At 56.5% G+C, this 20,131-nt stretch carries 17 protein-coding genes and 1 tRNA gene; 13 read left to right on the top strand and 5 right to left on the bottom strand.

The genetic code is table 11. The features are described from left to right. Positions 1–66: 66 nt before the first annotated feature. Positions 67–816 carry a phosphoribosylaminoimidazolesuccinocarboxamide synthase gene (purC, locus tag CSQ86_RS07180; RefSeq protein ID WP_100494433.1) on the bottom strand — a complete coding sequence of 250 codons (750 nt, stop codon included), beginning with the start codon at positions 814–816 and terminating at the stop codon, positions 67–69. 75 nt (positions 817–891) lie between these two features. Next, the gene (gene purT / locus CSQ86_RS07175; RefSeq protein WP_100494432.1) at positions 892–2,187 is read right to left on the bottom strand and encodes a formate-dependent phosphoribosylglycinamide formyltransferase; all 1,296 of its coding nucleotides are present in this window, start codon (positions 2,185–2,187) and stop codon (positions 892–894) included. A gap of 211 nt (positions 2,188–2,398) precedes the next feature. On the opposite strand from purT, the gene CSQ86_RS07170 reads away from it, so the two are divergent. Together CSQ86_RS07170 and CSQ86_RS07165 are read left to right on the top strand one after the other, a co-directional pair. After that, positions 2,399–3,589: a pyridoxal phosphate-dependent aminotransferase gene (locus tag CSQ86_RS07170; protein ID WP_100494431.1), complete on the top strand. Its 1,191-nt coding sequence runs from the start codon at positions 2,399–2,401 to the stop codon at positions 3,587–3,589. 112 nt (positions 3,590–3,701) lie between these two features. Beyond that, positions 3,702–4,862 (top strand): glycosyltransferase, encoded by a 1,161-nt coding sequence (locus CSQ86_RS07165; RefSeq protein ID WP_100494430.1) that lies wholly within the window; start codon positions 3,702–3,704, stop codon positions 4,860–4,862. A gap of 166 nt (positions 4,863–5,028) precedes the next feature. Here the strand turns inward: CSQ86_RS07165 and CSQ86_RS07160 are convergent, their stop codons facing one another. Both CSQ86_RS07160 and CSQ86_RS07155 read right to left on the bottom strand, forming a co-directional pair. Further along, positions 5,029–6,054, bottom strand: coding sequence for a threonine aldolase family protein (locus CSQ86_RS07160; RefSeq protein WP_100494429.1), 1,026 nt, complete (start codon positions 6,052–6,054; stop codon positions 5,029–5,031). Between the two features lie 285 nt (positions 6,055–6,339). Beyond that, positions 6,340–6,415, bottom strand: a tRNA-His gene (locus CSQ86_RS07155). Positions 6,416–6,769: 354 nt separating this feature from the next. Here CSQ86_RS07155 and CSQ86_RS07150 point away from each other — a divergent pair. From CSQ86_RS07150 to CSQ86_RS07110, 9 genes are all read left to right on the top strand, one after another. Next, on the top strand, positions 6,770–7,825 hold the full coding sequence (locus CSQ86_RS07150; RefSeq protein ID WP_100494428.1) for a bile acid:sodium symporter family protein: 1,056 nt from the start codon (positions 6,770–6,772) through the stop codon (positions 7,823–7,825). Positions 7,826–8,544: 719 nt separating this feature from the next. Continuing rightward, on the top strand, positions 8,545–8,916 hold the full coding sequence (gene rpsL, locus CSQ86_RS07145) for a 30S ribosomal protein S12 (protein ID WP_003813881.1): 372 nt from the start codon (positions 8,545–8,547) through the stop codon (positions 8,914–8,916). A 5-nt stretch (positions 8,917–8,921) separates the two neighbouring features. Then, positions 8,922–9,392, top strand: coding sequence for a 30S ribosomal protein S7 (gene rpsG / locus CSQ86_RS07140; RefSeq protein WP_003828652.1), 471 nt, complete (start codon positions 8,922–8,924; stop codon positions 9,390–9,392). Between the two features lie 27 nt (positions 9,393–9,419). Next, positions 9,420–11,543: an elongation factor G gene (fusA, locus tag CSQ86_RS07135; RefSeq protein ID WP_100494427.1), complete on the top strand. Its 2,124-nt coding sequence runs from the start codon at positions 9,420–9,422 to the stop codon at positions 11,541–11,543. 173 nt (positions 11,544–11,716) lie between these two features. Further along, complete coding sequence (tuf, locus tag CSQ86_RS07130; RefSeq protein ID WP_100494426.1) at positions 11,717–12,916, top strand: elongation factor Tu; 1,200 nt, start codon at positions 11,717–11,719, stop codon at positions 12,914–12,916. Positions 12,917–13,108: 192 nt separating this feature from the next. Further along, positions 13,109–13,792 (top strand): HAD family hydrolase, encoded by a 684-nt coding sequence (locus tag CSQ86_RS07125; protein WP_100494425.1) that lies wholly within the window; start codon positions 13,109–13,111, stop codon positions 13,790–13,792. Positions 13,793–13,919: 127 nt separating this feature from the next. Beyond that, positions 13,920–14,963, top strand: a complete 1,044-nt coding sequence (locus tag CSQ86_RS07120) for a zinc-dependent alcohol dehydrogenase family protein (protein WP_100494424.1) — start codon at positions 13,920–13,922, stop codon at positions 14,961–14,963. Positions 14,964–15,116: 153 nt separating this feature from the next. Further along, positions 15,117–16,091 carry a hypothetical protein gene (locus CSQ86_RS07115; protein ID WP_133119274.1) on the top strand — a complete coding sequence of 325 codons (975 nt, stop codon included), beginning with the start codon at positions 15,117–15,119 and terminating at the stop codon, positions 16,089–16,091. Next, the gene (locus tag CSQ86_RS07110; protein WP_100494422.1) at positions 16,088–16,459 is read left to right on the top strand and encodes a GntR family transcriptional regulator; all 372 of its coding nucleotides are present in this window, start codon (positions 16,088–16,090) and stop codon (positions 16,457–16,459) included. The genes CSQ86_RS07115 and CSQ86_RS07110 overlap by 4 nt, the downstream gene beginning before the upstream one ends. A gap of 176 nt (positions 16,460–16,635) precedes the next feature. Here CSQ86_RS07110 and CSQ86_RS07105 read toward each other — a convergent pair whose 3' ends face one another. Next, complete coding sequence (locus CSQ86_RS07105; RefSeq protein ID WP_100494421.1) at positions 16,636–17,730, bottom strand: DUF6591 domain-containing protein; 1,095 nt, start codon at positions 17,728–17,730, stop codon at positions 16,636–16,638. A gap of 172 nt (positions 17,731–17,902) precedes the next feature. Between CSQ86_RS07105 and CSQ86_RS07100 the strand changes: the two genes are divergently transcribed. Together CSQ86_RS07100 and CSQ86_RS07095 are read left to right on the top strand one after the other, a co-directional pair. Further along, positions 17,903–18,352, top strand: a complete 450-nt coding sequence (locus CSQ86_RS07100) for a helix-turn-helix domain-containing protein (protein ID WP_100494420.1) — start codon at positions 17,903–17,905, stop codon at positions 18,350–18,352. Positions 18,353–18,432: 80 nt separating this feature from the next. Beyond that, positions 18,433–20,097 (top strand): serine/threonine protein kinase, encoded by a 1,665-nt coding sequence (locus CSQ86_RS07095; RefSeq protein ID WP_100494419.1) that lies wholly within the window; start codon positions 18,433–18,435, stop codon positions 20,095–20,097. The last annotated feature ends 34 nt before the right edge of the window (positions 20,098–20,131 follow it).

Below are 20,131 nucleotides of genomic sequence, written 5' to 3'. Positions count from 1 at the left end.
CTTTTCCTAACAATCGTTAAAAAGACAATTTGGCTCCCTTCTTCAGAGGGGAGCCAAATAGATAAATCAGGCGACTTCGATGCCTTCGGACTTGGCCAGCTCGGCCAGGCGGCCTTCAATCTCCTCGTAAGCCGGGATGATGGAGCCCAGGCCGCGGCGGAACAGATCCTTATCGAGGTGCTCCACCTTGCCGGAGTGATCGCGCTGATCCCACAGGCGGCAGGAATCCGGGGTAATCTCGTCGGCCAGCAGCAGCGTGCCGTCGGAAGCGCGACCCATCTCGATCTTGAAGTCCACGAGCTTGACGTCGATCTTGGCGAAGATGTCGATCAGCGCCTCGTTGATCTTGCGGGCCAGCGGAGCGATCTCAGCGAGATCCTCACGGGTGCACACGCCCAGAGCCACCAGATCATCATCGTTCACGAACGGATCATGCAGATCATCATTCTTCAGGAAGTACTCGAGCACCGGCTCCTTGAGCGGCAGGCCTTCCTCAACGCCCAGACGGGAGCAGAAGTGGCCGGCGGCGGTGTTGCGCAGCACGATCTCCAGCGGGAACATATCCATCTTGCGCACCAGCTGAGCGGTGTCGTTCACGCGCTTAACGAGGTGGCTGTTGATGCCGCGAGCCTTGAGCAGGTCGAAGATGATGGTGGTGATGAGGTTGTTCAGACGGCCCTTGCCGGTGAAGTCCTCTTTCTTCTCACCGTCGCCAGCGGTGGCGGTGTTCTTGTATTCGACCCACAGGATGTCGGGATCGTCGGTTGCGTACAGTTGCTTGGCCTTGCCCTCGTAGAGCTTTTCCAGCTTCTCCATAACTCGCCTTTCAGGAGTGGAATTCTGGGTGAACTAACGGTAAAAGGGTATCAACGATAGCTGACACCCAGCGGGTTATCGAACGGTAATCTCCAAAGCTTCGGCAACATTACCTGCCTTGGCTCGCGCATTGGCTTCATCACTGCCAATAGCCAGTGCGACCGCCATGCGGCGGTGCCCATGCACTTCCGGCTTAGCGAAGATACGCAAATCAGTACCAGGCTCAGCCAACGCACCGGCCAGATTGGTGAATTCAGCTTCACCATCGCCTGCGACCACAATCGCGTGGCTGGCGGCAACAGCATCGTCAGGCAAGGTCAAAGCCACATGATCAGTGGTAATCGGCAGGCCCAAGATTGCGCGCGCGTGCAGGGCGAACTCACTTAAACGCTGTGAAGCCATCGTCACCATACCCGTGTCGTGCGGGCGGGGGGAGACCTCATTAAACAGCACCGAGCCATCAGTCAATACGAACAATTCCACGCCAAACACGCCCCAACCGGTTTCACCTGCCTGACGTGCGCGAGCCACAAGCCCTTCAACTGCACCGCGAGCAATCAGTTGAGCCTGCGCCAGAACAGCTTCGGAAGATGTGGCCGGCTGCCAGGACTCGCGATAATCGCCGGATTCCTGACGCTGACCAATCGGCGCGCAGGTCACAATACCGGCTGAAGAACTCACCGTCAGCACCGTCAGCTCACGCTCAAGCGGAGCCAAAGCCTCCACGATCACACGGGACACATCGCCTTCATCAGCGGCACGACGGCCCTCCTGAGCTTCAACCCAAGCCGCATCAATCGCATCCGCGGAACGTACCACGGACTGACCATGACCGGAGGAGCTCATTACCGGCTTTACCACGCACGGATAACCCACTTCAACAGCGCCGGCACGCAGCTCCTCCAGAGAACCTGCAAAACGATATGGCGTAGTCGGTAAGCCAAGCTCCTCATGAGCCAGTACGCGCAGGCGCTCGCGGTCCATGCAGATTGCCGCAATCTCGGCGCTCGGCACCACCTGAGCGCCAGCAGCTGCCGCTCCCGCCAACACATCGGTGGCAATGGCCTCAACCTCCGGCACAATAATGTCTGGCTTCACATCATCGAACAGGGTCTGCAGCTCGGCGGCATTCGCCATATCCAGCACACGGTACTCATGTGCCACCTGCTGAGCCGGAGCGCCGGCATAGGAGTCAGCGGCGCACACCCAGGCGCCCAAACGCATAAGTTCGATGGTGACTTCCTTGCCCAGCTCGCCGGAACCCAAAAACAGTACACGGGTGGGATGCTTACCCAGCGGAGTGCCGAGAGGACGATTGATAGTAAAAGAAGAGGGAGTGTTGGCAACAGTATTCACAGCAGTCTCAGTCATACCCCACATTCTGCCATGCCGCACGAATTTTGCTGTTTGTAACCTGCCATAAATACTGCATATAGACACGCCGTTGCATTGGAAACAAAGCTCCCGTACCTTAGCAATCACCGGCCGATTTGTTCAGCGCGGTCGGGCCAACGTTTGAGGGGAACTGCGGGAGGCTCATCGACAACGCTTCCCGCGTGACGATGGGCGAGGGTGATGCATCATGCCAGCGCACAACGCGGCACTGATTTCCAAACGAGCGGCCAACCTTCCCGGCAATCCCTTTGCCGAAGCGGATGCGAGAGCTGCAGCCGCCATCGCCGCCGGACAAGACGTCATCGACTTAAGCAAAGGCAATCCTGACGGTCAGCCGCCTGTGTTCGTGCAGGATGCGCTCGCAGCTGCTGCCCATGATCCTGCGGAATTCGGCTACCCGCCATTTGACGGTCTGCCGCAGTATCTTGACGCCATTGCCGGCTGGTATGAGCGACAACACGGGGTAGCCGTAGATCCTGCCACCGAATTACTCGCCACATCCGGCTCGTCGGTTGGCATCGCCACCGTGATTCAGGCGTTAATCGATCCTGGTGACACGGTAGTGGCTGTAGATCCGTATTACCCGCAGTACGAAGGTTCCACGGCGGTTGCTGGCGGCCGATTCGAGACGATTCCCGCCAGTGAGTCCTATGGTTTTCTGCCGGATTTGGATTCGGCTGATCCAGCATTATGGACTCGCGCCAAACTGCTGATTCTCAATTACCCGAACAATCCCACCGGTGCCGCGGCAAATCCTGAACTGTATGCGACCGCTGTGCGGCTTGCCAAGCAGTATGGGTTTGTGATTCTCAATGATTTCGCTTACGCCGGTTTGGAATTCGGCGGAGCGCGCTCGTTGAGCATATTGGAAACTCCTGGTGCGCTCGATGTGGCTGTGGAACTGGGTTCGCTTTCCAAGATGTACATGGTGGCTGGCTGGCGCGGTGGATTCATTGCAGGCAATGCCGAGGTGCTGGCTGCGGCCAAAGCCGTGCACAGACAGACTGCTGTACTCGCTTCCAGTGTGATTCAGCATGCCGGTGCCGTGGCATTGAATTCCGACCAGTTCACGGTAGGGGAGTTGGCGGCCCAATATCAGCATCGTTTTGAAGTGGTGCGCGATGGCTTGCGCGGCAGTGGTTTGGAAGTTGCTGAATCACATGGTGGATTGTTCGCGTGGGCCCGCGTGCCTCAAGGCCATGGCACGTCAGCGGATTTCGTTGGTTGGCTGCTCCATAACGCCGGCGTCGCGCTGATGCCGGGTTCCTGCTTCGGCAAGGTCGGCGAAGGCTGGGTGCGCATCAGTCTGCTGAAGCACACCGCTGATTTGTATCAGGCGGTGGCACGTGTTCGGCGAGCTTTGGAATCGTTGCGTTAAATCGTTACATTAATTAGTCAATTTGTGATGCGCCACACCATTGGTGGCCTGAGGTCGCGTGTAAATCCAGCGCGTTGCCCTCATGATGATGGCTGATGCCTACAATGAAGCAATGCGTGAAAATGGAAGTGAAGAAAGCATTGACAGGCCGCTGACCATTGCCTTGGTAGTGGATACGGTGGGTAATCAAGGCAACGGCACCTCCAATTCGGCGTTGCAATGGGCTGCGGAACTGGAACGTCAGGGGCATCATGTGCGGCTTGTGGGCGTTGGAGCTCCTGAATATCCCGCTCGTGTGAACAAGGTGCCGCTGGTCTCGTGGGTGGCTTCCAAGCAGTTGATGCAGTTCGCACAGCCCAGCGACACCCTGTTTCGCACGGCATTCCAGGGCGTGGATGTGGTGCATATCTACATGCCGTTCAAATTCGGGCGTCATGCCGCCAAAGTCGCGCGGCAGATGGGTATTCCGGTGACTGCGGGATTCCATCTGCAGCCTGAAAACGTATTGTATTCGGCTGGCCCGCTGCGCCATATTCCTGGGGTCTCCAACTTCCTGTACTGGCTGTTCAAGCATTGGCTGTACAAGAACATCGACCATATTCATGTGCCGACTGAAATGACCGCATCGTTGCTGCGCTCGCATGGTTATCGGGCGAAGCTGCATGTGATTTCCAACGGATATTCGCCTGTCTATACTCCTCAAACGCCGGTGGACCCATATGCTCCGGTACCGGTCCCGTTCCGCATCATCGCATCCGGCCGCTTAGCCCGGGAAAAAGACCAGATTACGCTGATCAAGGCTATTTCCATGTCTCGCCATGCTGCGGATATCCAGCTGGTGATTGCCGGCACCGGCCCGCTCCGGCGTTATCTGACCTTCCGCGCTGGACGTTTGCTGGCTCGCAAGGCGGATATCGGCTTCCATAAGCATGCGGAGATGCCTCAGCTGTTGCGCTCAGGCGATCTGTTCGTGCACTGTTCGATTGCGGATATCGAATCAGTCAGCGTAATTGAGGCGATGGCTTGCGGTTTGGTGCCGGTAATTGCCGCATCGGAACTGTCGGCGGCCAGCCAGTTTGCGCTGTTGGACGAGTCGTTGTTCCCGGTTCGTGACGCCGCTCTACTGGCGCGTCGCATTGATTGGTGGATCGCGCATCAAAAGGAACGCGCCGAATGGAGCGCCAAGTATGCCGAGAACACTAAGGAACATTATTCCGTGGAGGCTTCGGTCCACAAATTTGTGGATATGGAACGTGAGGCTATCGGGGAGTAGTCGGGGAACAGCCTCACGCGATTGAGTGCTCAATGGCCGCCGTGGTGGTTTGCTGCACTGTGCGCCGGACACGCTCCGGGCCGGTCGTACCAAGTCTTTACGGTCCAGCACACAGTGCATTACAACCACCGCTCCGTTAGCGCCAATGTGCTGTTGGTGTGCCTGTTTACAGCAGCTCGATAAGCTGATCGACTTCCTCCTTGGTGGTAGCCCAGCTGGTGCAGATACGCATCACAGTATGGGTGTCGTCGGCTTTTTCGGTGAAACCGAGCTTGACGTGTTGCACAAGACGGTCGATGGTCGGCTGGTCGAGAGTCACGAAAATCTGATTGGTCGGAGCCTCGAAGGCGAGCTGGTAACCCTTGGTCTTGAGTGCCTCGCGGATGCGATCGGCAGCAACATTGGCGTTGCGGGCGATCTTGAGGTACAGGTCATCGGTGAACAGCGCATCGAACTGCGCGCCCAGCACAAAGCCCTTGGCCAGCAATGCACCATGCTGCTTGATTTGCGTGAGGAAATGCTTCGGTGTGTTGTTCTTGGTGAATACCACAGCTTCGCCGAACAAGGCACCCACCTTGGTGCCGCCGATGTAGAACACGTCGGCTATGCGGGCCAAATCAGGTAGCGTCAGGTCGCTGCCGGTGGCGGTCAGTGCATAGCCGAGGCGTGCGCCGTCCACAAACAGTGGCATATCGTATGTATGAGCCACATCAGCAAGAGCCTCCAGCTCGGCCTTGTTGTACATGGTGCCGTATTCGGTGCTTTGCGACACATACACGCATCCGGGGAAGACCATGTGCTCGTAATTGCCGTCCGCGTAGAAGGTCTTGCAGAATTCGTCGAGCTCGGCGGCATCCATCTTGCCGTTGTGATGGGGGAGCGTCAGCACCTTGTGCCCGCTGAATTCGATGGCGCCGGCCTCGTGCACGTTCGGGTGGCCGGAAGTCACGGTGACCACACCGGCGTAGGGCGGGGTGATGGTGTCAATCACCACCTGATTGGTTTGCGTGCCGCCCACCAAGAACCAAACATCGGCGTTCGGGCAGTCACAGGCTTCGCGGATTTTGGCCTTGGCCTGGGCGGTCAGTTCATCTGAGCCGTAGCCGGAATACAGGTGCTCATTGGCGCGCACCACGGCGTCGAGCACGGCCGGATGGGCGGCGCGGGAGTAGTCGTTCTCGAAAGACAGCATTGCGAATCCTTCTTTTGGTTCTCGTAGAGCAATAGCCCCGAGTCTACAACGCTGGCTTGTTTGATACAGAGCCGTATGACGTATTGAGCTGGTTCAAACCGGCGTTATGTATGCGGCGGAACCATGAGGTCGCGTACATAGTGAGGGTTTGGCCATGTGAAACGGCGCTATGTATGCGGCACCTTCGTTCGGCCGCGTACATAGTGAGGATTTTGGTGATTTGCGCGAGGAATCGACTGGATAATGGCTCGGAAAACGAAAACCCCTCCGTTTCCGGAGGGGTGCTGGGGTGGCCAACGCGGCTCGAACGCGCGACCTTCTGAACCACAATCAGATGCTCTACCAACTGAGCTATGGCCACCATCGAAGCACAATCGCAGACTGCTTTTGCGCAACAGATGGATACTATACACGAATTTCTCGGACTGTGTACATCGGTGTGTCGCGCGGAATGATTCTGGTGGGGAGCATAGGAGAACAACGGTTTTCCGCTGTTCGCGCTCGACTTGTTGCAGGGGGATTATGACCAAGGATCAGTGGTGGATAGAGCCGCTTGCTTCGACATGAAAAATCATTTGCCGTGTTGTATGGGTGATGCGTCCAATCAGTCCATGCGAATGTGACCGCGCCCACAATGTGAACACTGTGTTTCGTCTGCGCCTCTGCTGGCCTAGTTTCGTACCTTGACATTTCCAAATGAGAGAGAGAAAACACTATGGAAAAGGTTAAAGCGTTCGCCGATTGGCTGACCAAGTGGTTCACGGTCATCGTGATCGTGTGGGCCGTGTTTAACTACTTCGTGCCACAGGCCAGCCTGTGGGGCAAGGCTTACACCGGCTACATGCTGGGCATCGTGCTCTTCGGCATGGGCCTGACCCTGTCTCTGGATGACTTCAAGCGCATCCTTACCCAGCCGCTGATGGTCATCGTCGGCACCATCGCTCACTTCGTCATCATGCCGCTTATCGCCGTGCTGCTGTGCTGGATCTTCCGCCTCGATGGCGCTCTGGCCGTCGGTGTGATTCTGGTCGGCTGCTGCCCGTCCGGTACTTCCTCCAACGTGATGAGCTACCTGTCCCGCGGTGATGTGGCTCTCGACGTCTCCATCGGTATCCTCTCCACCCTGTGCGCTCCGTTCATGATCCCGCTGCTGATGCAGTGGCTGGCCTCCCAGTACGTCACCGTGCCGGTCGAGTCCCTGTTCCTCAACGCCGTCAAGGTGGTGCTCTTCCCGATCGCCCTTGGTGTGATCTGCCACATGATCTTCGGCAAGAAGATTGAAAAGGTTACTGTGGCTCTGCCGATCGTCTCCCAGGTCGCCATCCTCCTGATCATCGGCGTTGTGGTTGCCGCCAACGGCCCGAAGCTGTTCGTCGCTTCCTCCCTCATGGCAATCCCGGTGGTCATTCTGCACAACCTTTCCGGTTACGCTCTGGGCTTCGGCTTCTCCAAGCTGATGTACAAGATCTACCCGAAGGGCTTCCGTTACGCTCAGCAGAAGGCCATCACCTTCGAGGTTGGTATGCAGGACTCCGCTCTGGGTGCAACCCTGGCTCTGGCTTCCTTCGCCTCCAACCCGATCGCCGCTGTGCCGTCCACCTTCTTCTCCGTGTGGCACAACATCTCCGGATCCATCCTCTCCAGCTGGTGGCGCAACCATGATGACAAGCACGAGATTCACTGGGATTCCGATAACGGTGAAAAGGGCTCCGCTAAGGATGCCGACTCCGTGCATGCCTTCGATGCCGACAAGGCTGCTGCCAAGGCCTGATTCGGTACTGGTCCGGGAAAGACATAGCTGCATTTTTCAGATTGATTGACCACAACCGCTCCTGCTTACTCCTGATTGATGTATCGGGCGTTTTGCAGGAGCGGTTTTGCTATAATTTGTAATGCGGAAAGCAGTGAAGAGAAACGGCGAAGAGGCCGGTTCCGCAAGAGGTTTCAAAACAGAACAACCGAACAGGCAACAATTCATTAGGTGATAGATAGTCAGGTAATGGTGTTTCCTCCTTGGCGGTGCCCCCGAGTGACATAGACTCCTCGGGGGCACTTGCTGTCTGGGGTGGAATCGTGGGGAATGTCATAGTCCACGCGGAGCTGGATGGTTGGGATATCCGTTGTGAGACCCTAGACTTGGCCGAACGGTCTTGAGCGTGTTGAACAACACATATCCCAGCCGTCCATTGGTCGATGTGGATTGATTCGGCGCGTCGTTGTCTGGCCGATCCGTAATATAGATATTCGTGTGTGCCAACGGCATACCTTATGTAACAGGTGTGCGCGCTGGGATATCCTTCAAGCCGATGATCGCACGCAGCAATGCGGACGCGGGAGGCGGGAAGGCCATCGGGCCGGTGGACTGGGCTAACTTTTGACTACTCGTCAGGCGCGAAGTTATGTGCGCGCGGGAACGATTCAGTGAAAAGTGTGGGCGCAGTGCGGCGGTCACACGAAAGTAAGAGAAACCACTGAATCGGAGAATTCAAGTTGCCTACTATTGAACAGCTCGTCCGTAAGGGACGTCAGGCAAAGCCGAAGAAGTCCAAGACTTTGGCACTGAAGGGAAGCCCGCTGCGTCGTGGCGTGTGCACCCGTGTCTACACCACCACCCCGAAGAAGCCGAACTCGGCTCTTCGTAAGGTTGCCCGTGTGCGCCTGTCCTCCGGCATCGAAGTCACCGCCTACATTCCGGGCGAAGGCCACAACCTGCAGGAGCACTCCATCGTGCTCGTGCGCGGCGGCCGTGTGAAGGATCTGCCGGGTGTGCGTTACCACATCGTGCGTGGTGCACTCGATACCCAGGGCGTCAAGGACCGTAAGCAGGGTCGTTCCCTGTATGGAGCAAAGAAGGCGAAGTAAGAGATATGTCACGTAAGGGACCTTCCAAGAAGCACGTCGTGCTGCCCGATCCGATCTACGGTTCCACCGTGGTGGCGCAGCTCATCAACAAGATTCTGCTTGACGGCAAGAAGTCGATCGCCGAGGACATCGTGTACTCCGCTCTCGACATGGTCAAGGAGAAGTCCGACCAGGAGCCGGTCGCTGTTCTGAAGCGCGCCCTGGACAACATCCGTCCGTCCCTCGAGGTTCGCTCCCGCCGTGTCGGTGGCGCCACCTACCAGGTGCCGGTCGAGGTCAAGCCGAACCGCGCTAACACCCTGTCTCTGCGCTGGCTGACCGACTTCTCCCGTGCTCGTCGTGAGAAGACCATGGCTGAGCGTCTCGCCAACGAGATTCTGGACGCTTCCAACGGCCTCGGTGCTTCTGTCAAGCGTCGCGAGGATACTCATAAGATGGCAGAGGCCAACAAGGCCTTCGCTCATTACCGCTGGTAATTAATTCCAGGAGAATAAGGAATAACGATGGCTCAAGAGATTTCGGACCTTCACGACGTCCGCAATATCGGCATCATGGCTCACATCGATGCCGGTAAGACCACCACTACCGAGCGAATTCTGTTCTACACCGGTAAGAGCTACAAGATCGGTGAGGTTCACGATGGCGCTGCCACCATGGACTTCATGGCTCAGGAGCAGGAACGCGGCATCACCATTCAGTCTGCTGCTACCACCTGCTTCTGGAACCGTCAGACTCACGACACCAAGGACAAGTTCCAGATCAACATCATCGACACCCCTGGCCACGTGGACTTCACGGCCGAGGTGGAGCGCTCCCTGCGTGTGCTCGATGGTGCCGTTGCCGTGTTCGACGGCAAGGAAGGTGTGGAGCCGCAGTCTGAGACCGTGTGGCGTCAGGCTGACAAGTACAGCGTTCCGCGTATCTGCTTCATCAACAAGATGGATAAGCTGGGCGCCAACTTCTACTACTCCGTCGACACCATCAAGCAGAAGCTGGGTGCAAACCCGATCGTGATGCAGCTGCCGATCGGCGCTGAGAACGACTTCGCCGGCGTCGTCGACCTGGTTGAGATGCAGGCCTACGTCTGGAACGGTACCGAGGGCCTCGGCGCTAAGTACGACACCACCGAGATCCCGGACGATCTCAAGGACAAGGCTGAGGAATACCACGAGAAGCTCGTGGAAGCCGCTGCCGAAGCCAACGACGACCTCATGAACAAGTTCTTCGAGGAAGGCGAGCTGTCCAAGGAAGAGATCCGCGCCGGCATCCGTCAGCTGACGATCGCCCGCAAGGCCTTCCCGGTCTTCTGCGGCTCCGCCTTCAAGGACAAGGGTGTTCAGCCTATGCTGGACGCCGTCGTCGACTACCTGCCGTCTCCTGAAGACGTGCCGGCAATCAAGGGCTACAAGCCGGGCGATGAGTCCGTCGAGATCGACCGCAAGCCGACCAAGACCGACCCGTTCTCCGCTCTGGTCTTCAAGATCTCCACCCACCCGTTCTACGGCAAGCTCGTGTTCGTGCGCGTCTACTCCGGTTCCGTCAAGCCTGGCGACACCGTGCTGGACTCCACCCGCGAGAAGAAGGAACGTATCGGCAAGATCTTCCAGATGCACGCCGATAAGGAAAACCCGATGGATGTGGCCGATGCCGGCAACATCTACACCTTCGTGGGCCTGAAGAACGTCACCACCGGTGACACCCTGTGCGCCATCGACGAGCCGATTACCCTCGACTCCATGACCTTCCCGGATCCTGTGATCCAGGTGGCCGTTGAGCCGAAGACCAAGGCCGACCAGGAGAAGATGGGCATCGCTCTGGCCAAGCTGGCCGAAGAGGATCCGACCTTCCAGGTCACCACCGACGAAGAGTCCGGCCAGACCCTGATCGCAGGTATGGGCGAGCTCCAGCTCGACATCATCGTCGACCGTATGCGTCGTGAGTTCAAGGTGGAGTGCAACCAGGGCAAGCCGCAGGTTGCCTACCGCGAGACCATCCGCAAGGCCGTCATGGACCAGGGCTACACCCACAAGAAGCAGACTGGTGGTTCCGGCCAGTTCGCAAAGGTCCTGATGAACTTCGAGCCGCTCGACACCACCGAAGGCAAGACCTTCGAATTCGAGAACGCCGTCACCGGTGGCCACATTTCCCAGGAATTCATCCCGTCCATCGAGGCTGGCGTCAAGGAAGCCATGGAATCCGGTATTCTCGCCGGCTTCCCGGTTGTGGGCGTCAAGGCCACCGTCACCGACGGCCAGATGCACCCGGTCGATTCCTCCGAAATGGCCTTCAAGCTCGCAGGCTCCATGTGCTTCAAGGAAGCTGCTCCGAAGGCTAAGCCGGTCATCCTCGAACCGATCATGAAGGTCGAGGTCCGTACTCCGGAAGAGTACATGGGCGAAGTCATCGGCGATCTGAACCAGCGTCGTGGCAACATCCAGTCCATGACCGACGCCATCGGCGTCAAGGTCATCGACGCCAAGGTCCCGCTGTCCGAGATGTTCGGCTACATCGGCGATCTGCGCTCCAAGACCCAGGGTCGCGCCATGTTTACCATGGAGATGGACTCCTACGACGAGGTCCCGAAGAGCGTCGCCGAAGAAATCATCAAGGCCCAGCGCGGCGAGTGACACGCGCCACTAGCTGAAGCTAGCCAGTGTCTCCAGTCAGCGGTAATATCGTGTACCGCTGACTGGGTTCTGGCTCTCAAAGTGGCACATAACCCAGAAACCCAGTAGAATAGAGCGAGTGCCTACGCGAAAGGGCGTAGGAAACTCACGAGACGTCCAGGAGGACAAGAGTAATGGCAAAGGAAAAGTACGAGCGTACTAAGCCGCACGTTAACATTGGTACCATCGGCCACGTCGATCACGGTAAGACTACCCTGACCGCCGCCATCTCCAAGGTTCTGCACGAGGAGTTCCCGGACATCAACCCGGAGTACGACTTCAACCAGATCGATTCCGCTCCGGAAGAGGCCGCCCGCGGTATCACCATCAACATCGCCCACATCGAGTACCAGACCGCTAAGCGTCACTACGCTCACGTCGACTGCCCGGGCCACGCCGACTTCGTGAAGAACATGATCACCGGTGCTGCCCAGATGGATGGCGCTATCCTCGTTGTGGCCGCCACCGACGGCCCGATGGCTCAGACCCGCGAGCACGTGCTGCTCGCTCGTCAGGTGGGCGTCCCGAAGATCCTGGTCGCTCTGAACAAGTGCGATATGGTCGAGGACGAAGAGCTCATCGAGCTCGTTGAGGAAGAGGTCCGTGACCTCCTCGACGAGAACGGCTTCGACCGCGACTGCCCGATCATCCGCGTCTCCGCTTACGGCGCTCTGCACGACGATGCTCCGAACCACGAGCACTGGGTCGAGCAGATCAAGAAGCTCATGGACGCTGTCGACGAGTACATCCCGACCCCGGTTCACGACCTGGACAAGCCGTTCCTGATGCCTATCGAGGACGTCTTCACCATCTCCGGCCGTGGTACCGTTGTCACCGGTCGTGTCGAGCGTGGCCAGCTGGCCGTCAACACCCCGGTCGAGATCGTTGGTATCCGTCCGACCCAGCAGACCACCGTCACCTCCATCGAGACCTTCCACAAGACCATGGACGCCTGCGAGGCTGGCGACAACACCGGTCTGCTGCTGCGTGGTCTCGGCCGTGACGATGTCGAGCGTGGCCAGGTTGTGGCCAAGCCGGGCTCCGTCACCCCGCACACCAAGTTCGAGGGCGAAGTCTACGTGCTGACCAAGGACGAAGGCGGCCGTCACTCGCCGTTCTTCTCCAACTACCGTCCGCAGTTCTACTTCCGCACCACCGACGTCACCGGCGTCATCGAGCTGCCGGAAGGCGTCGAGATGGTTCAGCCGGGCGACCACGCTACCTTCACCGTTGAGCTGATTCAGCCCATCGCAATGGAGGAAGGCCTGACCTTCGCTGTGCGTGAAGGCGGCCACACCGTCGGCTCCGGTCGTGTGACCAAGATCCTCGCCTGATTCTTATAGAATCGCGAACGATCTACGCTTGAACTAGCGTTATAAGAAATCCCCTTCGAGGAAACTCGGAGGGGATTTCTTATATATACGGCAATGTGAATCAAGACGTGTGGCGTAACCATGCCGTGCACATATTCGCGCTAGCTGAAAGAATCTGCCTATAGTAGTCGAGAGAAGCAGGAAGGCGAACCAATGCGGGTATTTGATTTCGACGGAACAATCTACGACGGGGAAAGCCTGTTCGACCTATACCTCTTCAGCGCCCGCTACGATATGAAAGTCTTTCGCCATCTTGCGCCGGTGCTGCGTTACGCCATCAAATACAAGCTCGGCCGGGCCACATTGGAACAGATGGAACGAGGTGTAGGCAAAGTCGCGAGAAAATACCTACAGGATTTGTCAACATCAAAATCCATCGATGAATTACGCGTACGTTCGTTGAACAACGCCGCAAAAGCCGGCCTGGACACGGATATCCTTACCGCGGATGCCTCCATCATCAGTGCAGACGATTTAAACGGAGGCTTGAAATCATTGGTCAGTGCATTCTGGGATCGTAACATGTCCAAGATCAAGCCTTGGTACAAGCCACAGCCGGATGACGTGATTCTCACTGCCTCGTTTGACGTAACCGTAGGGGAGGCATGCCGCAGGTTGGGCGTGAAACGGTTGATTGCTTCGACGATTGATCCCGCGACATTTGAAGTGACGTACCTTAATTTCAACACCAATAAACCGAAGCGCCTACGCCAAGTGGTTGGCCCGGATGCGGTTATCGATGAATTCTATACGGACAGTGCATTCGATCAGCCAATGATCGATATGGCGCGCAAGGGATTCATGGTCAAAGGCAACACGATTACACAGGTCAAATAGCGTCCAATAGAGCCGGAAGTGTAATGCCATAAGCGTGGGGCATGGCTGCACATGGCTGAAGGTTATTGGATATTGCTATCGAATAGTTGTTCAATAGGAACCAACGCCAATAACCAAAGGAGCAACAATGAGCGAGACCATGAAAGCTGCCATCTTTGTTAAGCCTGGACAGATGGCTGTGGAAGAGATGCCGAAAGCGCGCCTTGAGCAGGATGATGATGCGGTTGTGCGCGTCGTGCGCGCTTGCGTCTGCGGTTCTGATTTGTGGTATTTCCGTGGGCTGAGCCCGCACCCGGAGCATGCGCAGATCGGTCACGAATCGATTGGCGTGGTCGAGGAAGTAGGTTCGGCAGTCACCTCCGTGAAGCCCGGTGACTTTGTGGTGCTGCCCTTCCCGTACAGCTGCGGCAAGTGCCCGGTGTGCAAGGCCGGCTTCGAATCCGTATGCCCTCACGGTGGCTACTTCGGCGCCAGCCAGGCCGAATATGTGCGCGTACCGGAAGCCGATGGCACCGTGGTCAAGGTGCCCGGTTCTCCTGAGGATTACGATGATGCCACGCTTGCCTCGCTGCTGACCATCGCCGACGTGATGTCCACCGGCTACCATGCAGCGGTTTCCGCCGAGGTGAAGCCCGGTGACACCGCCGTGGTGATGGGTGATGGTGCAGTCGGCCTGTGCGGCGTGCTCTCCGCGCACATGCTTGGTGCCAAGCGCATTATCGCGATGAGCCGCCATGAGGATCGTGCCGCGGTTGCCCGCGAGTTTGGCGCCACGGATATTGTGGCTGAACGCGATCAAGCTGCCATCGACAAGGTATTGGAGATGACCGGCGGCTATGGCGCAGATGCCGTGCTCGAATGCGTGGGTTCCAAGCAGTCCTTCGACACCGCCATCGGTCTCATTCGCCGCGGTGGCGTGATCGGCCGTGTTGGTCTGCCGCATGATGTCGAGATCAGCGCCGAGGGCACGTTCTACGGCAACATCGGCATCAAGGGTGGTCCGGCTCCCGTGCGCCATTATGATTTGCAGTCCGGTCTGCTGGACGCCGTGGTGAAGGGCGAAATCAATCCCGGCCGCGTGTTCACCGCCGAGTTCGACCTCGACCACATTCAGGAAGCCTATGAGGCTATGGACCAGCGCAAGGTCATCAAGTCCCTGATTCGCTTCTAAGCCAGATAGAACATTTGAAACTGCATCATACTTCTGATACACTTTAGCTGTATTAGAAGTATGGTGCAGTTTTTGTTTGGTCAAGGATGATTAAGCAGCGAAACTGTCCGTTTGCGGAATAAGGTGATTGCGATGTCAGTCATGGCTTCTTGGGTGATTGTGGCAATGCTTATCTGGCTGTTGATGCTGGTGCTCACCATAACAGTACTCGTGCTGGTAATTAGGGCGTTGCTGCGCATGAATCATGAGCCGACGCTATCGATTGGGGTGGAGCAGTTTGGTGGGGATGCTCGATTTTCCGTTGACGGTCCGGTGTCCGTGGCTCGGCATCGTGTGCTGATAGCGCTGTTTGCCGGTGCTGCCGTGCTGATCGTGGGTGTCATTATCAATGCTGTGCTATCTCAAAGCATGTATCTCGTTGCGGCTATGACACCGGGGCTTGCCGCCTGCGCAGTCATGATTGTTGTCTCAATGCCATTGCCGGACGTTCCCGTGCGTCCTGGCAGCGGTGTGCGCGTTGCATCGTTGCAATCGCGTGAACCGTGGACCTATGCTCGTCGATATGTGCTCATCCAGCCATTATTGGCCGCAGGATTGCTTATCGCATATTTGTGTTTCACTATGGCTACAGCCAGCCCCGACGATTTCGGCCTGATGCGTAGCATCTCGTTAAGCAACCAGAACGGTGAAATGATTGCCTCATCCGGACCTTATCCGGGCGCGTATTATGCAGTGCCGCTGATTGTCGTTACTTTGATATTGACGGGAGCGACCTGCTTGGCGCTGTGGCGTATTGCACACGTTCCCAGTTCTCCGGATCCGCGATATGCCAAAGAAGATAAGATATGGCGTGTGTTGCTGACACGGTTCGTAGTATTCCTGTCTTCAGGTGCGATGCTTGCCTATGCGGTCGGCGTGCTGGAGGTAGCCGGTATCGCCACCGTGCGCGTCGGTACTAATAATGGCTCGTTGTCACCTGCCTATGCTGATGACGTGTATCCCACGCTTGGTAATGCACAAATCATTATGGGTGGTGTTGTAGCTGTGATTGCCTGTGCCTATTTGATCATGGCATGCGTCTGTGTCGCCCGTCTCTGGACTGCGCCCAATGGCAGGGCTCGGCGATGAGTGGCGGTGGAGACGAGCTGCGTCTGGTGATTCGCGAATCGTCGCCGACGCCCGTCTACGAGCAGATTCGCGCGCAGATTGAAAGTATGGTGAAGGCTGGCAGTTTGCGTAATGGCGACAAACTTCCTTCGGTGCGTCAGCTTGCCGGAGACCTGCGTCTGGCTCCTGGCACTGTGGCCAAAGCCTATGCCGAGTTGGCTGAGAATGGAATCATTGAAACCGCACCCGGCCGTGCGGCTCGCATCAAGCATGTTGCTATGCTTCCTGAGCCTCTGCTTCAGGCCGCGAGCATATACGCCAAACAAGCGCATCAACTTAGTGCGGACTTTGAAGACGCGCTCAGCGCTTTGCGTGCTCAATGGAAGTGAGGCATCGTTGCCGCAGCGAATCATTCTCATTAATAACTGTGCGCGGATTGTGCACGCAATCGAACAATGTCACATTGCTGCAATCGTTGGAATGGCAGGAAATATGCGGCTGCGATGTTCGTTTGATAGTGCGTCAATCCGCGCACAGTTCTTATTGAGAACCATTCGCTGAGGTATCAGTTACTACTGATCGTGCTGAGCTTCTGATTAACTCGGGTTTGCACTTCGATATAGTACTGCAGTTCTTCGTCGGTCAGCGAACCATCGTCCACGGCATCGAACTTTTGCACCATGTCGCTGTACTGCTTGGTCCACTTGGCGTAGTCGGCAAGCATGGAAACCGGATGACCTTCGGAGTTGTACTTGTTCATGAAGTCCACGTAATCGTTCATGGTTTTCTCGTAGCTATCCATTGCGGTCTTGAAATCGCTTTCGGATAGGCTGGAAGACGCATTGGAGTCGGTGTTCGCGGAATCATCAGAGGCTGTGGAATCATCGGTAGAGGAATTTGAGGAGTCTGAAGATTCCTCAGGCGGGTAGATGGAAATATCCATCACATCCGTGTTGTATTCATTCACCGACGCATGCACACTGTAGCCGGCTGCATTCTTAGCTGTAAACGCCTCGTCGGACTTGGAATAGTCGACTGTAAAGCCCTTGTCCTGCAATGCCTTTACATAAGCCGTATATGCAGTGGAATCCGTATCGCATACGGAGATGGAGAACAGGCTGGAGCTTTCGCTTTCGATCTTACCGGTGGCGGATTGTGGTTGCGGCAGCTGTGCGACCAGGTCAGAGGACGGCCAGCTGTACGCTTTGCACGTCACCTTCATGGATTCCTTGAATGCTGCATCATCGGTTGCGCTCTTAGCGCCGGCGCGCACAATGCCAACGCCGCCGATAATCAGCGCCACTGCGGTAATGCCGACTGCCACCCAAGCGAGTATGCGGCCTTGAACTTTGCCGTCCTTGCGAGTTACGTAGAGGGAGAAGCCAGACAGTAATACCGGCAAGAGCGCGAAAAATACAAGCATGGACCAGGAATTCATGCCAAGGAATGTGGTCAGCAGAAATACCGCTGCCACAATAATGGCGAAAATCGCGAGTTTTGAAGTCTTCTTATGCGGCTTTGGTTGCTGAATGGCAGGATTGTTCGTTGGAATTCCTGTAGGGTTAGCGGGTCCGTTCGGATACACAATTGGTGTAGTGGGTTGGCTGGGCTGCCCGTTCGGTTGATGTGCCGGAGCCGGCTGATTGAATTGATTGGTCATAGTATCTTCTCTCCTTTCCAATCAAAAGCCACTAATCTCGCGGAAATTATTGCGTAGAACCAAACAGCATTCCTCAGCTGGCTGCTGAATTGCTCAGTTGCCAACTGAATTTCAGGGAATTTGTTTGATGGCTGACTCTGCTCGCCTGCAATACAGCGGTATAAAGGAAGGCATGAGAACGAACGGTACTTCAGGCGAGAAAATCCTTACCGAAGAACTGCTGGACCGGTTACTTGCCAGCAACAGCATCGAGGCATATCTGGATGAGGAGAAAATCAAGGACCGCGAGCTGGTTGATTATCTGCAGTTTCTGTTGGCTCGGCATGGTCTAAAACGTGCTGATGTGGCTCGAGCATCCGGCCTGAACGCCACGGTGGTGTATGACATTTTCGCCGGTAAGAGCAGGCCTGGACGCGATCATGCGATTATGCTGGCGTTCGGTTTGCGGTGTGATGTGCGGGAAACCCAGCGTGTGCTGCGCTTTGCCGGTGTATCCGAACTGTGGTGCCGGCAGCGTCGCGATGCCATTATCTTATGGTGTGTGCAGCAGGGTTTCGATCGGGCGTCTACGGATGATGAACTGCATCGATTTGGCGAACCGACGTTGCTGAGTGTGGATTAGCATAGAGAAAAGTATGGAGCGTGCAATGTTTGCAATGCTCCAGAAACTAAGCGATTGCGGCACTGGGGGAGGGGCGCGTCATGGATGATATGCAAACAATGCATGCCATGATGCTGGACGATGCCTACCATGTTGAGCAAGTGTTGGCGAACGGACAGTATGGTATTACCGAGCTGGTTACGCTCGATGGTACCGGCCCGTTTGTTCGTAAAAAGATTCCTCTGCAATTCGCGCGCAGACGCTTATGGTCAACGATTGCCGAATGCCGTTCGCCACGCTTGCCGCAGATTGAAGCCACATACGAACTGCCTGACTGGTTTGTGGTGATTTACGATTACGTGCAAGGCGTCACGCTCGAACAGTACATGGCCGAGCGCGGACGTTTATCTGCTGATGCGGCGATTCGCATTGTTGCGCAATTGTGCGAAGCGGTAGATGAATTGCATCGATGTGACATCGTGCACCGCGACATCACCCCGGCGAATATCATCATGGCCGCTGACGGCGTGCATCTTATTGATTTTGGCATTGCGCGCGAACACAATGGCACTGATGGAGCGAATGGCATGCCGCGCTCGCATGATACGACCACGCTGGGTACCTGGGGCTTTGCAGCTCCGGAGCAGTATGGTTTTGCGTCCACTGATGCTCGTAGCGACGTGTATGCCATCGGATGTGTATTGGGATTTTTGGTTACCGGTGTGCAGCCTTCAGATAAGAATCACTATGAGCGGCTGCTTGCGGATGCTGATGTGGTTGATTCGCGCATTCGCGCCATTGTGCAGCAGGCATGTGCGTTTGAGCCGAGTGCTCGACCGCAGGATGCTGCGGCTTTGCGTCGATTGCTGTATTCCGCGAATGCTGGATCGACAGGCGCGCATGGCAGTGGGGAAGCGCCTGATGCAGTAGATGGGAGTGCCACGCAGCGTAAACATACGCGATGGGTGATGTGGATTGCTGCGGTGCTGGTAATGGTGCTGATTGTGGCCGGTGGCATTACCGGATATGTGCTGTTGCATGGGAATCTTGGCGGTGGGCTTGCACAATCGAGCCCCGATACGCAAACTTCAACCGGTAAGATTCCTGATAAGAACGGTGGTGATTCATCGTCAGGTTCCTCGGATTCATCGTCGGCTGGCAGTAACGATGTGGAGGAAGCGCTGCAGAACAATCCTCTCGAACTGACCGAATCCGGTTGGTCGGCACCAAACGGGTATGTGGAATATGCGCTTGCTCTGCGTAATACAGACACTACACATGCCGTGCAATTCCCTCAGGTCACGGTTACCGGTAAAAGCGCCGATGGGTCGGTGATGTTTTCGCATACGCAGGTGTTCGCTATTGTGTATGCCTCGGAGACTGCGTATTTCGCCGGGCAGGCCGGGGACGGCGAGAAGCCGGCGAGTGTGGAATTCACGATGGAGACACCATCGGCAGATGATTTGTTGGATACCGGTGGCGCGGAGTCGTTCACTGTTCGGGGAGCCAAAGCACGCAAGATCGATTTAGGTGGCACGACCTTTAGCGGGGAAGTGGTGTGCGAGCGTGATGATGATAACGGCAAAGGTTTGTATGCGGATGACATCAGTGTGACGCTTGTTTTGCGTGATGCTAAGGGGCGAATCGTGTTCGGACGCAATGCCTATGTTGCCAAACCAGCCAAAGGCAGTGCCAAGGCGTTTTCCATCGAGACATATGATCTGCCGGCGTATGCATCATACGATGTGTACGCGCATGTGTACTAGAGCATTAGGGTACGGTATTGATGTATCGTTACAT

Origin of the sequence: Bifidobacterium felsineum, from assembly GCF_002802915.1 — a bacterium.
GTDB lineage: Bacteria > Actinomycetota > Actinomycetes > Actinomycetales > Bifidobacteriaceae > Bifidobacterium > Bifidobacterium felsineum.
The sequence above is the reverse complement of the archived record's forward strand: the minus strand, read 5'-3'. Positions and strand labels throughout refer to the sequence as shown.